The 14,210-nt window shown below is 55.6% G+C and carries 9 protein-coding genes; all 9 read left to right on the top strand.

Annotation, left to right across the window (positions count from 1 at the left end):
• Positions 1-191 precede the first annotated feature (191 nt).
• The 9 genes from V7747_RS14115 to V7747_RS14075 all read left to right on the top strand — a co-directional run bounded on the left by V7747_RS14115 (position 192) and on the right by V7747_RS14075 (position 14,143).
• Entirely contained in the window at positions 192-1,979 is a 1,788-nt protein-coding gene (locus V7747_RS14115) for a thiamine pyrophosphate-binding protein (RefSeq protein WP_335616657.1), read from the top strand.
• Between the two features lies 1 nt (position 1,980).
• On the top strand, positions 1,981-2,868 hold the full coding sequence (locus V7747_RS14110) for a sugar phosphate isomerase/epimerase family protein (protein WP_335616656.1): 888 nt from the start codon (positions 1,981-1,983) through the stop codon (positions 2,866-2,868).
• Positions 2,865-3,926, top strand: coding sequence for a Gfo/Idh/MocA family protein (locus V7747_RS14105; RefSeq protein ID WP_335616655.1), 1,062 nt, complete (start codon positions 2,865-2,867; stop codon positions 3,924-3,926). Before V7747_RS14110 ends, V7747_RS14105 begins: the two co-directional genes overlap by 4 nt.
• Positions 3,913-4,743, top strand: a complete 831-nt coding sequence (locus V7747_RS14100) for an SDR family oxidoreductase (protein WP_335616654.1) — start codon at positions 3,913-3,915, stop codon at positions 4,741-4,743. The genes V7747_RS14105 and V7747_RS14100 overlap by 14 nt, the downstream gene beginning before the upstream one ends.
• A complete protein-coding gene (locus tag V7747_RS14095) occupies positions 4,737-5,606 on the top strand; it encodes a class I SAM-dependent methyltransferase (protein ID WP_335616653.1) in 870 nt (289 codons plus the stop codon). The genes V7747_RS14100 and V7747_RS14095 overlap by 7 nt, the downstream gene beginning before the upstream one ends.
• 2 nt (positions 5,607-5,608) lie before the next feature.
• Positions 5,609-6,673, top strand: coding sequence for an NAD-dependent epimerase/dehydratase family protein (locus V7747_RS14090; protein ID WP_335616652.1), 1,065 nt, complete (start codon positions 5,609-5,611; stop codon positions 6,671-6,673).
• 13 nt (positions 6,674-6,686) lie between these two features.
• Entirely contained in the window at positions 6,687-7,646 is a 960-nt protein-coding gene (locus V7747_RS14085) for an FkbM family methyltransferase (protein WP_335616651.1), read from the top strand.
• Complete coding sequence (locus tag V7747_RS14080) at positions 7,625-8,962, top strand: polysaccharide pyruvyl transferase family protein (RefSeq protein ID WP_335616650.1); 1,338 nt, start codon at positions 7,625-7,627, stop codon at positions 8,960-8,962. The genes V7747_RS14085 and V7747_RS14080 overlap by 22 nt, the downstream gene beginning before the upstream one ends.
• A 123-nt stretch (positions 8,963-9,085) precedes the next feature.
• A complete protein-coding gene (locus V7747_RS14075; protein WP_335616649.1) occupies positions 9,086-14,143 on the top strand; it encodes a glycosyltransferase in 5,058 nt (1,685 codons plus the stop codon).
• Positions 14,144-14,210: the final 67 nt, after the last annotated feature.

The raw sequence follows: 14,210 nt of genomic DNA, 5'->3' as shown, positions 1-14,210 counted from the left end.
ACGTTGAATCGATACCTGAATGACTGGCCGAGTGAGTTGCTGCTTTCTGGTGGTGCCCCTCCAATCGCTACGCAGGCGCGTTTAGTGAAGAGTGTGGTTACTGCTGTTGTCGTCCCGTCGCCGCCTGCACTTGTTTTTTACGCAGAGCTCGACGATCAGCTTTCTTTTGGGCACTTACTATGAGTACAGCCATGCGTGTTGCCGATTATATTTTTGAGTTCATTGCCAAGCAGGGCGTGGAACACATTTTCTTTCTACCTGGCGGTGGCGCGATGCATTTGAATAATGCGCTTTACCGTCAGACCCGGCTGACGCCTGTCAGCATGTTGCACGAGCAAGGTGCGGCGATAGCGGCGGAGGGCTATGCGCGCACGTCGGGCGGTATTGGCGTGTGTCTCGTGACCTCCGGCCCCGGAGCAACCAATGCCCTGACGGGGCTGGCAGGAGCCTGGTTCGAATCGACCCCGACGCTCTTTGTTTCAGGCCAGGTAAAGCGTGCGGATCTGAAAGGCGACAGCGGCCTGCGCCAACTGGGTACTCAGGAGCTGGATATCGTCAGTGTGGCTGGGCCCCTGAGCAAGTATGCAGTATGCCTGCTGGATCCGTTGCGGGTGCGTTATGAACTGGAGAAAGCCCTGCATCTGATGCTCAGCGGACGCAAGGGTCCGGCATGGATTGACGTGCCTCTGGATGTGCAGGCAACCGAGATAGATCCACAGCAGCTGGAAGGCTTCATCCCGGATGAGGCAGAGCGGTTGCAGCCGGATGAAGCAGCACTGGCACGCCTGATGGATCGGCTGCGGAAGGCGCAGCGTCCGGTACTGCTGGTCGGCAACGGCGTGCACGCAGCCGGGGCTGAAGCTGAGCTGCGGCAACTCATTGAAAGCCTGCGTATCCCGACGCTGACGACCTGGATTGGCGCTGATCTGTTGGAACATGATCACCCCCTTTACGCTGGCCGCTGTGGCACGGTCGCGCCGCGTGGCCCCAACTTCTCGGTACAAAATGCCGACATGGTGCTGGCCATTGGCTGTCGGATGGATTTTTCCATTACTGGCTTCAACCGCAAGCACTTCGCCCGCAAGGCCGAGATTGTTGTGGTAGATGTAGACCCTGCCGAGATCGCCAAGCTGGGCGATATGCCGGATGAAAGCTTTGTGTGCGATGCCAAAGACTTTGTTCAGCAGTTACACCGGATTAGCGCTGGCACCCAGTTGGAGTGCGATGCGTGGCGTTCGCGCTGCGCCGAATGGAAGGCGTCTTACCCTGTTGTGCTGGAGGAGTATCGCAAGCCGAGTAACTACGTTAATACCTACGTGTTTACCGAGGTGCTTTCCGAGCTGCTGTCCGAGGGCGATCAGATTATCCCCGGTAGTTCGGGTGCGGCGCTGGATACCTTCTGGTTGGCGCTGCGCCTTAAGCGCGGCCAGCGAGCGGTTGCCACCGGTGGACTTGGCTCCATGGGCTACGGGTTGCCTGCCTCCATCGGCGGGTGCCTGGGTAGTGGCAGCCGCCGTACGGTTTCCATCGATGGCGATGGCGGCTTTGTGATGAATATTCAAGAGTTGGAAGTGGTTCGACGCCTGCAGTTGCCAATCAAATATTTTGTTCTCAACAACAACGGTTATGCGTCAATTCGCGCATCCCAAGGGGGCTATTTCAAGCAGACAATAGGTTGCGACCCAACGTCCGGCCTGACGCTGCCAGATATCTCGGCTTTGGCCGCGGCCTTTGGTTTGCCTATCATGCGGGTAGATGGCGCCGGTGATTTGCGCGCCACCATTGAGCAGGCGCTGGCGCTGGAGGGGCCGGTGGTGTGTGAGGTCATGGTCGAGCCGGATCAGGCAATCGGTCCTCGGATAACCTCGCGGATAGGGCAGAACGGCGCCATGGTTTCCAGCCCGCTGGAGGACCTCTTTCCCTTTCTGGAGCGTGGTGAACTGCGCGCCAATATGCTTATCCCGTTGGTGGAGGACTGAGATGTCTGATTTTCTGACTGCCTATGCCGAGGGCGGCCTGTATACCATGCAGGGCAGGCTCGGCGCCCCTGAAGAGGGACGTTTTCAGTCCTTTCCCCGTCGTCATTGGCGCCTGGAAATAGAACGTGCGGCGCAGATTGGCCTGCGCGGGATCGAATGGATTTACGACCTCTACGGCGAGGGCGCAAATCCGATAGAAACGGAGCAAGGGCGCCAGGAATTACTCCGCTTGCTTAAAGTGCACGAGATTGCCGTGGTATCGGTTTGTGCCGACTATTTCATGGACCGCCCACTGCTGCGCATCAGCGCTGAGGATCGTGCTGCCTTGCTTGAGCGCCTGGAATGGCTGCTTGCGGTGTGTGGAGAGCTTGGAGTAGGGCGTGTGGTTTTACCCTTCGTCGATGCCTCGAGTATTCGCAATGAGGCGGAGCGTGCTGACGTTATCGCAGCAATGCGTCAGGTGCTGCCCAGTGCCGAACGGCATGCGGTAGAACTGCACCTTGAAACCGACCTCGATCCTGATGCTTTTCAACAACTGCTTTCGGCGCTTGAGCATCCTCTGATTCGCGTCAACTACGATGCGGGCAACAGCGCTTCGCTGGGGTATTTGCCTGCAGATGAATTTGCGGCCTATGGCTCGCGGGTGGGCAGTGTGCATATCAAAGACCGTCAGCGCGGTGGTAGCACCGTTGAGCTGGGCCAGGGTGACACCGATTTTCGCAGCCTGCGCGAGCAATTGATCAAATATGACTATCGGGGTGACTTCGTACTTCAGGTGGCACGCGGTGAGCCGGGCGACGAGCCGCGCTGGTTGGCTGAAATGGCCAGCCTGGCAACGCAGTGGTTGCGCGGCTGCGCCCTGAACGATGAAAAGAGAGAGCTATCGTGAAGATTCTGTTCTGTGGGCTGGGCGGTATCGGACAGCGCCATTTGCGTAACCTGCGCCTGTTGCTGGGTGACACGCTGGAGGTGCACGCCTATCGGGTGCGAAGGCAGCGTATCAAGCTGCTGGATAACCTCACAGTTGATGAGGGAGCGGATCTGGAGAAAGATTACGCCATCCAGGTGCACCACGAACTGGCAGATGCTCTCGCGCAGCAGCCTGAGGCGGTTTTTATCTGCAACCCTAACGCGTTGCACGTTCCAGTGGCGTTGGAATGCGCGCGGGCTGGTGTTCCTGTCTTTATGGAAAAGCCATTAGCAAGCGATTTGAACGGGCTGGATGAACTGCTGGCCGAGGTTGAGAAACGCAAGTTGCTGTTCCATGTGGGCTATAACTTTCGCTTTCATCCTGGGCTGCAGCGGCTCAAGGCTTTGCTTGACGATGGCTTTTTTGGACGGCTCGTCAGCGTCCGTTCAGAAATTGGCGAGTATCTGCCCAACTGGCACCGCTACGAAGATTACCGGCAGATGTATGCTGCGCGCGCCGATCAGGGCGGCGGCGTGATCCTGTCTCAGATCCATGAAATGGATCTGATCTACTGGTATTTCGGTTTGCCCCGCAGCCTGGCGACCCATGGTGGGCATCTGAGCGGCCTGGAGATCGATGTTGAGGACAGTGCCTCTTCATTGATGCGGTTTGACGGTGAGCATGGTTGTTTCCCACTCCTGCTGCATCAGGATTTTGTACAGCGTCCTCCGTCGCGCAAGTTCAGGATTGTTGGCGATGCCGGCTGCGCAGAAATGGATCTTATTGCCAATCGCTTGTATGTCTATGACCAGGCGGGGGAGCTGTGCGAGCAGAATGACTTTGCCGACTTCAACCGCAATGACATGTTTCTGGCGCAGGCCAGACACTTTCTCGATTGCCTGGTCAGTGGCAACCAGCCGGTGGTCGACTTGATGGCGGGGGTGCAGAGCCTGCGCTTGGCCTTGGCGGCGCGGCGCTCGCTGCGCGAGGGGTGTGAAGTGCAATTGAGTGAGGTGAATATCCTTGGCCAGCGTTGAAACACTCTTTCGCCTGGAGAGTCGGGTCGCGGTGATTACCGGCGGCGCAGGATTGCTGGGTTATCAACATGCCGCCACTATCGCTGGACTGGGCGGCTTGCCCGTGTTGCTCGACATCGATGCCGCAGCGCTGGCCAACAACGTCGCCAGACTCGAAGAGGAAACCGGATGCAAGGCGCTAACGCTGGTGGCGGACATCACTGATGTGAGCGCGCTGCGCTTAGCTCAGGAGCAGTTGCAGGCGCATCACGGGCGAGTGGATATCTTGATTAACAATGCGGCGCGTAATCCGAAGGTGGAGCGCGCGGATGGTCAGGATTTTTCCCGCTTGGAGCACTTCCCTTGGGAGCAGTGGCGTCTGGATCTGGACGTCGGGCTGGGCGGCGCCTTCAACTGTGCCAAGGTATTTGGCCATCAGATGGCGCAGCAAGGTAGTGGGGTAATCATCAATATTGCCTCTGACCTTGGCGTCATCGCGCCCGACCAACGCCTCTACCGTAAAGAAGGGATTGAGCCGGATCACCAACCGGTAAAACCGGTTACCTACTCCGTGGTCAAGCACGGACTGATCGGCTTAACCAAGTACCTGGCGACCTACTGGTGCGAGCAGGGTGTTCGTTGCAATGCGCTGTCGCCGGGCGGTGTTTATGCCGGTCAGAACGACGTGTTCGTCGCCAAACTGTCGCAGCTCATCCCGCTGGGTCGCATGGCTGGCGTTGATGAGTACCGTGGCGCTATCGCCTTTCTGTGCTCCGACGCTTCGTCCTACATGAACGGCTCCAACTTGATCATCGATGGAGGGCGCAGCGCATGGTGAGTCGCGAATTAATTGCCCGCAGCTGTATCTGCTGTGCTGGCAATAATCTGGAAAAGTCTCCGGCAGTGTTGATGCCTTTTGTGGCGCTACGCGTTTTCGGTCACGAGCCGGTGGAGATTACCGCAGAGTGGGGCCTGCGCGATTTGCGCCAAGGAATGGCCTATACGTTATGCAACTCGCTGCAATGCCAAGATTGTGGTGCCTTGTTCCTCGATTACCGCTTTACAGACGAACAAATGGCGGCTCTGTACCATAACTATCGAGATGAGGTATACACAGCTCAGCGCACCCGCTTTGAACCTGGTTTCGCGAAAACACGAGAGCACTTTGATCACCGAGCAGCCTATCTCGACGAGGTTGAGGCTTGGCTGTCAAAACGTCTGCCACAGGCTCCGGCGGTTCTGGATTGGGGCGGCGACACCGGTATTAACAGCTTGTTTCGTCATGGTAATCGTTTGCTCGATATTTACGATATCTCCGGTGTTGAGCTAGTTCCCGGCGCCGCGATGGTTAGCTTGGAGCAGGCATATCAGAATCATTATGACTTGGTGACCTGCAGCCAAGTGCTGGAGCATGTGGCTTTTCCGGCAGATCTGGTCACCCAGATGTTGCCGGCGCTGAAGGCCAATACTTTGCTTTATTTGGAGGTGCCGAGCGAAGCATTGATGCGCGCACATCCAGGTAGTAAAGCACTGGCGCCTTTGAAGCGGCATTGGCACGAGCACGTGAACTTCTTCACAGAGGCGTCGATCCGCAGAATGTTGGAGAACGCGGGCTTGGAGGTAATGGATACGCTTGCGTTAGAAGTTGATCTGGGGTGGATTCAGGGTGAGGTTTTGGGATTTCTGGCGAGGCGCCAATAAACATGGTTATTCCAACCGCCCCCTCCATCCGTCATCCTGTGATTGCCGAAGACATAGCGTCGATACTCTCTCGAGCAGAGGACTGGCGTAGCTTTGCCGGCAAGCATGTTCTTATTGCGGGCGCCACCAGTTTCCTGGCCGCGTATTTGGTAGAATTTTTTGCTGAATTGAGTGAACGCTGGCCTGAAGATCCGGTGACGATTTATGTGCTGGTGCGCAGTTTAGATAAGCTCAAAAAACGTTTTCCTCATTTGATCGGGCAGCCATGGTTCTGCCCCATCGTTCAAGATGTTTGCGACCCCTCTCCAGTAATCAAGCGTCTGGACTTTATTGTTCATGCGGCGAGTGCAGGAAGCCCAAAGCAGTACCTGAATGACCCTGTGGGAACTATAAAATCCAACGTTGTGGGTGGCTTGAACCTTTTAGAGCTGGCTCGGAAACACAATGCGCGCTTGCTTTTCATGAGCAGTGGCGCTGTTTACGGGCATGGGGAAAGTCTCAGTCCAATCGGTGAAAGTGATTTTGGAGTGCTGGACCCGTTAGATATCTCTGCTTGTTACGGGGAAGGAAAACGGGCTACAGAGACATTATGCGCGGAGTATTACCGGCAGTATGGTGTAGCTACAGTCATTGCTCGTATTTCGCACACCTATGGTCCTGGGCTTGATTTGGATGATGGGCGTTCTTTTGCTGACTTTGTAGCGGATGCTGTCGCTGGGCGAGACATAATTCTCAATAGTGATGGCTCTGCGAGCCGTCCATTTTGCTATGTGGCTGATGCGACTGCTGCCTTCCTTATACTGCTTCTGAGAGGCGAGAGCGGGGCTGCGTATAACGTCAGTTTAGATCAGGAAATTACTATTCTTGAGCTGGCATTGTTGGTCGCCAGACTGTCTCCCACACCAGGCCTAAAGGTGAAACACCCTCCTTCCGCTCCTGCTAGGCAATCTCTATTCCGTTCTTGCGGGCATTGCGATATATCCAAGCTGGAAAAGCTGGGTTGGCGGCCAACAATAATGCCTGAAGAGGGTTTTGAGCGGACTTTGCGTTACTTTATTGATAATTGAACAGGAGGCGCAAATGGAAAAGGCTCATCATAGCCCCCTCGTCAGGGCCAGAGAGAAGTATGAAATCGGCGAAATCGAAAAATATGAGTATGTGGATTACATCAACGAACAGCATTCACGGCTTTTCGAGTACGCTGATTTCATTACAGGCACGGATGTGGCGGAAATTTGCATCAATGCCTCAGGTGTGGCTTTAAGGTCCAAGGCTCATGATGTCGTGCTGTCATTAGATCAAGTAGATCTGCATGCTACCCCATACACCTTGTTAGATTTTGGCAATTACGAAGCCGCTGAAACTGTTTTTCTTAAGTCAGTATTCTGCGATGGAGGTGTATTTCTAGATGTTGGCGCAAACTTGGGTTGGTACTCGTTGGTGCTGGCTCGAAATTGCCCTGCATCACAGGTTTTTGCCTTCGAGCCTATTCCGTCGACTGTAGAAGCTTTGGAGCGGAACATTCACCTGAATGCTCTAGATAATATCCAAGTCGTTAATAAGGGCGTCTCCAATGAGGAGGGGGAGTTCACTTTTCTTTTTGCTCCTGATGTTTCTGGCGCTACTTCTCTGAAGCTGACCGGTCAAGATAGAGGCAGAACGTCAATCCAAAACGTAGTATGTAAAACCACCACCATCGATGCGTTTTGCGCTGCTCAGAATATAATCCCGTCTTTGCTGAAGATCGATGTGGAGGGCGCTGAACTGATGGTAGTCCAAGGCGCAGAAAAGGCGTTGCAAAGCACTCCGATCATTTTGATGGAACTGCTTCGAAAGTGGTCGAAGGTGTTCGGCTACCACCCCAATGATGTGTTTGTCTTGCTGAAAAAGTACGGTTACCACGCGTGGGTTTTTCGCGAAGACGGGCTGCTGGAAGCTTGCCCCTGTGTGACAGAAGAGACAGTGCAAACCAACTACGTTTTCATGCATCCGCATAAACACGCCAAGGTTATTTCTCAATGGGAAGCGCCCATCCGATGAAGGCTCGCACACTGGCTGTGCCGACGGCCATGAAATATGGTCTTATTACCAATGTTATGACGTTTGGACACCTCACGGCCGGCAGCCGAAGTAACCTTGGCGACGATATCCAGACCCATGCCGTCGAGCATCTGTATGCTTTCATGGGTATTGCCCCCGACCAGATCGTGCGGCTTAACCGATACGAATTTCAGGAGTACGACGGGCGTCACGGCTACATTCTCATGCCGATGTGTGGGTACTTCACTTTGGGTAACGCGCAAAGCCCTTTGCCGCTATCGCCTTACATCATTCCGGTGTATTTCAGTTTTGGCCTCTCAAGCGATGTTGATGACCCGGCAGATCTGGATCATTTTCGCCGCTACGAGCCCATAGGGGCTCGAGACGAACGGGTCATGCAGATGTTCCGCTCGCGCGGCGTGGCGGCTTTCCTTTCCGGCTGCCTGACCATCACTTTTCCTCGCCGCGAGCGCGCCCCGGCAAAAGGTAAGGTGTTTCTTGTGGATGTGCCTGAGGAAGTGCTGGAGCATATGCCGCAAGAGCTTCTCGACAACGCGGAGCATCTGACACACGTATATCCGTACGAACGCATTCCCTCCGATCAGCAAGAGGCTGATCGTCTGGACGCCCTGGCGCGTGAGCTGTGTAAGCGCTATGCCGACGAGGGCGCTCTTGTCGTGACCAGTCGTCTGCATTGCGCTGCGCCTTGTATCGCGATGGGGATTCCGACGGTCGTTGTGGCTCACAATATCAGCGACCGATTCGCTTGGCTTGACCGTTATGTGAAGATTCACACGCGTGAAAGCTATGCCCAGATTGACTGGAATCCAGACGCACCAGATCTGGAGGAGACCAAACGGATGATATTGGACGCCGCTGCCAAACAGGTCGCGCGAGCGCGTGAGCGCTGGGCGCCGTGGGCCGAGATCAGTGCATTCTACGAAAGCCGCGAGCCTAGCCAGTACAACCACATGATGACGCAGGCACTGGAGCAACTGGTACCTCCGGGCAGAGAACCTTTGCGCTTCGCTTTTTGGGGAGCCAATACCCATGGTGTGCGTCTGAGTCGCGCGCTCGCCGAACTGCGGCCAGGCAGCGAGTTGGTGGCGGTCGTTGATGAGTATCTGCAGGCAGATCGTTTCTGTGCTGTGCCGATAGTGCGCTCGGATGCATTGGATAGGCTGAGGCGTGAAGGCGTATACGTTTTTATCTCTACTTATGCAGGGCGTGAATATGCGGAGACACACCTGCGCGAAGCAGGAGTCGAACATGGCTGCTTGTTCCACGACCTGCTGACTTTTCATGCGCTCTCGTGAGCAAGCTGCCGTTATGGCGCGTTTGTTCGAGCGGTATAGACGGGTATTGGTTGAAGGCGTTCGGCTTGTGGCGAAGTCACTAGCAGGATTGTCTTTCCAGTAAACAAAAGAAGGAGCGTAGGCATGACGGAGCGTGATTTGATGGCCGGAGGTCGATGTCTCGACAAGCCGTGGCGAATCGGGATAGCTGGCGTTAGCGGCGATGATCCGGCTCGGCCTTTTGTTCTCAGCGACGCAGCCTGGCATGACTTCATAGATCAGTTGCCTTGGCAACAGCTCAAAGCTTACGCCGATGCCAATGGGTTGATCTTCGAGCCAATTTTAGACGGCGAGCATGTTGATCACGACGCTCTGTTATTGCTGCTGAACGACAAACCCGGGCAACTTCTAAGCGGCGTGAGTTCCGAGATTCGTCGCTATTTGCTGTTGCGCGGCAGCCAGGCACGCTTGGCTGCCGACCACGAGGCCTCGTTCTCACGTATCTTTCTGCCCCTCGGTGAGCCATTTACCGATGGCCAACTGGTCTCGCTGAACCAGCCTCTGACGGTCCCGGCAACTCCTGTTAGTCGACAGGAATGGTTGCTCTGTGATGATGCTCCTGAATTGCCAGGTTTGCTCCCGCAGCAATGGTGTGCCTGTTTGGAGTCTGGGCGCGTGCCGGTGCACCTCGGCAACTGGTCGGTACCGGATTGGCTCCCGCAGGGTAGCTATATTGCTGCGCATGACCTTGATGGGCAGCCCACGCTGCAGGATTACTGCAACGCCCGCGTTCAGGCCAGCGCTGAGAAGCTGCATGCCTTTCTAACAAGCAAGGACAGCTATCCCTATTCAAGTGACTGCTGGATTACAGCGCTAACGGCAGCCATTGCTGGTGACGCCGCCTTAGTTCGTAACACCAGACCGTTGCTCAGCGTCATTATTCCTGCCTATAACTATGGTCGGTTCCTGAAGCAAACCATATCGTCGGTTTTGGATCAGGGCTATGCAGATATCGAGATACTGGTGCTCGATAACGCCTCTACCGACCACACCGCTGAGGTATTGCGCGCGTTTTCGAAAGAGTCGCGTGTGCGCTATATCAGAAATTCGCGCAACGTGGGGCCGAGCTACAACGTCCTTAACGGTATTCAGATAGCTCAGGGTCAGTACTTGTCGATTCTGATGGCCGACGATTATTACAATCCAGGCTACTTGTCTGGCCTACTGCCCCGGCTGCTGGAAAACCCTGATGTGGTGGTCGGTTATACGGCAATCCGCTGGGTGAATGAGCAGGGGGAAGTGCTCAAGATGCCCAGGCATCCCGGCTACCAAAAGCAGGATTATGTCGGCGGTCGCAACGAAGTCGCGGAGTTGTTGATTCACGACAACTACATTCCCCCGTCTGCTGCGCTGATCCAGCGCGAGCCTTTCCTGCAGGTGTGGCGCAGGGACCCTGCGCTTAATGGGGCGGGTGACTGGCTTTCAATGTTGCAGGTGGCAGAGAAGCATCCCGATTTTATCTTTCTGAGCGAGCCGGGAGTCACTTATCGAGCGCACTCCGCACAGCTCTCGACGGAATTTTACTCATCCAATGCGCCGCTGGCTGACCATATACGTTTGGTTGAGGGAGTTTTTGAGCGTGCGGCAGAAAGTAAGCTGCGAGGCCGTGAACTTGGCGTTGCTGCGCACCTGCGTCGGCGCCTCGCTCTGTATCCGGCTGAGCAGTCTTCGGCGTTGGGGTTGCGAGTTGCTGAGCTGTGCAAGCAGCTAGAAGCGCTTGCCGCCTGTGATGACGAGGTTCTGTTCTCCGTCATTCTCACCACCTATAACCGACCAGCGATGCTATTGGACGCGCTGCGAAGCCTGGCGGCACAGAGTCTAAAAGATTTTGAGGTCATTCTGGTCAACGACCACGGCGACCGGGTCGAAGCAGCGCTGGATGAATTCAGCTTCCCGCTGACCTACGTATATAAAGGCCGCAATCAAGGCTTGTCTGCGGCGCGCAACACAGGGTTGGCGTTGGCTAGGGGGCGATACGTCTGCTACCTGGATGACGATGATATGTATTTGCCAGACCATCTGGCAGTACTGGCAAAGGCGTTTGAAACCCAGCCTGGCGCTGTCATTTACACTGGTGTGGAATACGTTACCGAAGAAGTCAAAGACTCGGAGCGCAGGGTGCTCAAGCGCTCCGAGCCGTTCAGGCATGAACGGTTTGATAAAGAGCGGCTCTTTATTCATAACTATATCCCGGTCAACACCTGGGCCCATCCGCGTGAGCTGATTCAGGATGCGGGCGAGTTCGATACCGGGTTAACCGCATTTGAAGACTGGGACATGTTGTTGCGTCTGGCGGCGCTGCGCCCGTTACTGCATGTTCCTCAAGTCACCGCGCAAGTACGTACCCGCGAGGGTGACGGAAGTGAAGACGATCACATGCTGGGACGTGAGCGGGAGAAGTTTGCCGCACTTTACCAGGAAATGTATCGGCGCCACTCCGACCTTGGCAGCGAGCGTGTGCGCCAAGGTCGCTCTGTTCAGCTCCAATCTCTGGGTGTTGTCGCCAAGGGCGATCCGACGCCAGTACGTACCTGGCTGGCTGCTCGCAAGCTGACACCGGTGCAACAGCGTCTGGTGAATGCTTATGTCCATCAGCAAGAGTCGGTGGCAGCGCAACTGATGGTCGTCATTGTTGATCTTGAAAGTGATCTGCCGGCGGTAACCAGCAGCCTGGATTCGTTGCAGCTTGAAAAACCGCTGTCGAATATCTCTTCTCTGGTGTTGAGTGCGGCTTCTGCGCCGAACGGGTACAAAGGGCCGTGGCACCAGGTTGATGAGCGGGCCTGGGTGACTGAACTGAACAGTGTACTGACCTCGGTTTCGGCTGATTGGGTCATGTTGTTAAAAGCGGGCGATGAGTTCGCGTCCAGCGGTTTACAAATGGTGTCGCTTGAGCTGCAGGCGAATCCTGATTGCCGAGCTATCTACGCGGATGGCTTATACCGTCAGGATGCCAGCGATTATGGTTTGGCGTTGCGCCCGGACTTCAATCTGGATTATCTGCTGAGCTTCCCGCAGGGCATGTCCCGGCATTGGCTATTTAATCGTGAGAACTTGCTAAGCCTGGGCGGTTTCGACGCGCAGACCGGTGAGGCTATGGAGCTCGACCTGATACTGCGCTTGGTAAATCAACATGGCCTGACCGGTTTGGGGCATGTTCCAGAGCCCTTGGTATTGAGCCAGGCGTTGGTGCTACGCGACTCTGAGCTTGAGCGCTGGGTGATCAAAACGCATCTGGCGGGCAGAGGATACCCGGAGGCGTCGGTAGACAGCGTCCTTCCCGGCCAGTATCAGATTGACTACGGTCACGCAGACAGACCCCTGGTTTCCATTGTGGTGCTGGTTAGCGATGAACTTGCCGCCGCCCAGCGCTGTGTGATGAGCGTGCTCGAAAACACAGCATACGAGCGCTATGAGATTTTGCTGATCGATAACGCTAGCCGCGAGGCGGCGACGCTTGAATGGCTGAATGCGCTGGAGCAGATGGGTACCGCTTTGGTCAAGGTGCTGCGTTCGGGCGAGCGCTTGAGCCAAAGTGATGCGAATAATCAAGCGGCGCTTAACGCGAGCGGTGACTATTTGTTTTTGCTGGCTCCCGATGTGGCGGTGATCAACGACAGCTGGCTGGACGAGCTGATGAATCATGCGCAGCGACCCGAAGTGGGCATAGTGGGCGCGTGCACCGTTAATGCTGATGGCAAGATTACCCATGCTGGGCAGGTGCTTGGCCTTGAGGGGCCAGCAGGCGAGGTCTTTCTTGGCGAGTCCCTGGGTGCGCCGGGCTATATGCAGCGGCTCCAGGTTGATCGAAACGTCAGCGCTGTTTCCGGCAATTGCTTGCTGATCAGAAAGTCGCTTTACATTGACCTTGGCGGCATGGATGCGGCGACCTTTGCCGATCAGGGCGCCGCTTTGGACCTGTGCTTGCGTGTCACGGATGGCGGGTACATGATTGTCTGGACCCCTAGGGCGACACTACTCCACAGTGCGCCAAAGCCCACTATGTCTGTAGAGACGGAAGACAGGTTATACGCACGTTGGCTGGCTCGGCTGGCACGTGATCCTGCATACAATCCCAATTTTTCGTTGGCCAAGCCTGGCGGCTTCAAACTGGCGGCCCCGCAGATTTCCTGGCGTCCTCTTGAAGTGTGGCGTCCTCAGCCGGTCGTACTGGCCCATCCGGCCGATTTGTTTGGTTGTGGACACTATCGCGTTATTCAACCATTCAACGCGCTGCTGGGTGCGGGGTTGGTGGATGGCGCTCTATCCCAAGGTTTGATGCATGTTACCGATCTTGAGCGCTATGCGCCGGATGTCGTGGTGCTGCAGCGGCAGATAGGTGATGACCGGCTGGAAGCCATGCGTCGTATGAAGGCCTTCTCCAGTGCGTTTAAAGTCTATGAGCTGGATGACTATCTGCCCAACTTGCCAATGAAAAATGCACACCGTCATGCGATGCCCAAAGATATCGTCAAATCACTGAAGCGCGGGTTGTCCTTTGTTGATCGCTTTGTCGTGTCCACCGATGCGTTGGCTGAGGCATTTACTGGCTTTCATGACGACATCCAAGTGGTACAGAACCGCCTTGATCCACTTTGGTGGACAAACCTGCCGCTGTCGGTTCGCGATGCCTCGACCAAGCCAAGAGTGGGGTGGGCAGGAGGTGCCAGCCACACTGGAGATCTTGAGCTGATTTTTGATTTGGTGAAGGATCTGGCTGATGAGGTCGAATGGGTGTTCCTTGGGATGTGCCCTGAGAAGCTACGCCCGTACGTACACGAGTTTCATGAGGGCGTCAGTATTGAACAATACCCTCGAAAACTGGCATCGCTAAATCTCGATTTAGCACTCGCTCCGGTTGAAGAGAATTTGTTCAACGAATGTAAAAGTAATTTGCGTTTGCTGGAGTACGGTGCCTGCGCTTATCCGGTGGTTTGTTCCGATGTGCGCTGCTACGCAGGCGCGCTGCCCGTGACGCGGGTCAAGAACCGTTATCGTGACTGGGTAGAAGCAGTACGCGCGCACTTGGCAGACCCAGCCGCCTCTGCTGCCCAAGGGCGTGAGCTTTACCATGTAGTGAAAAATGATTGGATGCTCGCTGACACAGGTATTGAGAGCTGGCGTAGAGCATGGCTGCCTTAACCGTTGACCAAGGCGATGAACGGCAACTAAAGGAATAGCGTGGCTGGTCGATAAAGAGTCATGGCTG

Source organism: Halopseudomonas sp. (assembly GCF_036960865.1).
GTDB lineage: Bacteria > Pseudomonadota > Gammaproteobacteria > Pseudomonadales > Pseudomonadaceae > Halopseudomonas.
This window is presented reverse-complemented; position numbering and strand designations above follow the sequence as displayed.

Excerpts from the sequence above, each read along its gene's own strand:
- V7747_RS14115 (WP_335616657.1), top strand. The coding sequence starts at position 192 with ATGCGTGTTGCCGATTATATTTTTGAGTTCATTGCCAAGCAGGGCGTG.
- V7747_RS14110 (WP_335616656.1), top strand. The coding sequence starts at position 1,981 with ATGTCTGATTTTCTGACTGCCTATGCCGAGGGCGGCCTGTATACCATG.
- V7747_RS14095 (WP_335616653.1), top strand. The coding sequence starts at position 4,737 with ATGGTGAGTCGCGAATTAATTGCCCGCAGCTGTATCTGCTGTGCTGGC.
- V7747_RS14090 (WP_335616652.1), top strand. The coding sequence starts at position 5,609 with ATGGTTATTCCAACCGCCCCCTCCATCCGTCATCCTGTGATTGCCGAA.
- V7747_RS14085 (WP_335616651.1), top strand. The coding sequence starts at position 6,687 with ATGGAAAAGGCTCATCATAGCCCCCTCGTCAGGGCCAGAGAGAAGTAT.
- V7747_RS14080 (WP_335616650.1), top strand. The coding sequence starts at position 7,625 with ATGGGAAGCGCCCATCCGATGAAGGCTCGCACACTGGCTGTGCCGACG.
- V7747_RS14075 (WP_335616649.1), top strand. The coding sequence starts at position 9,086 with ATGACGGAGCGTGATTTGATGGCCGGAGGTCGATGTCTCGACAAGCCG.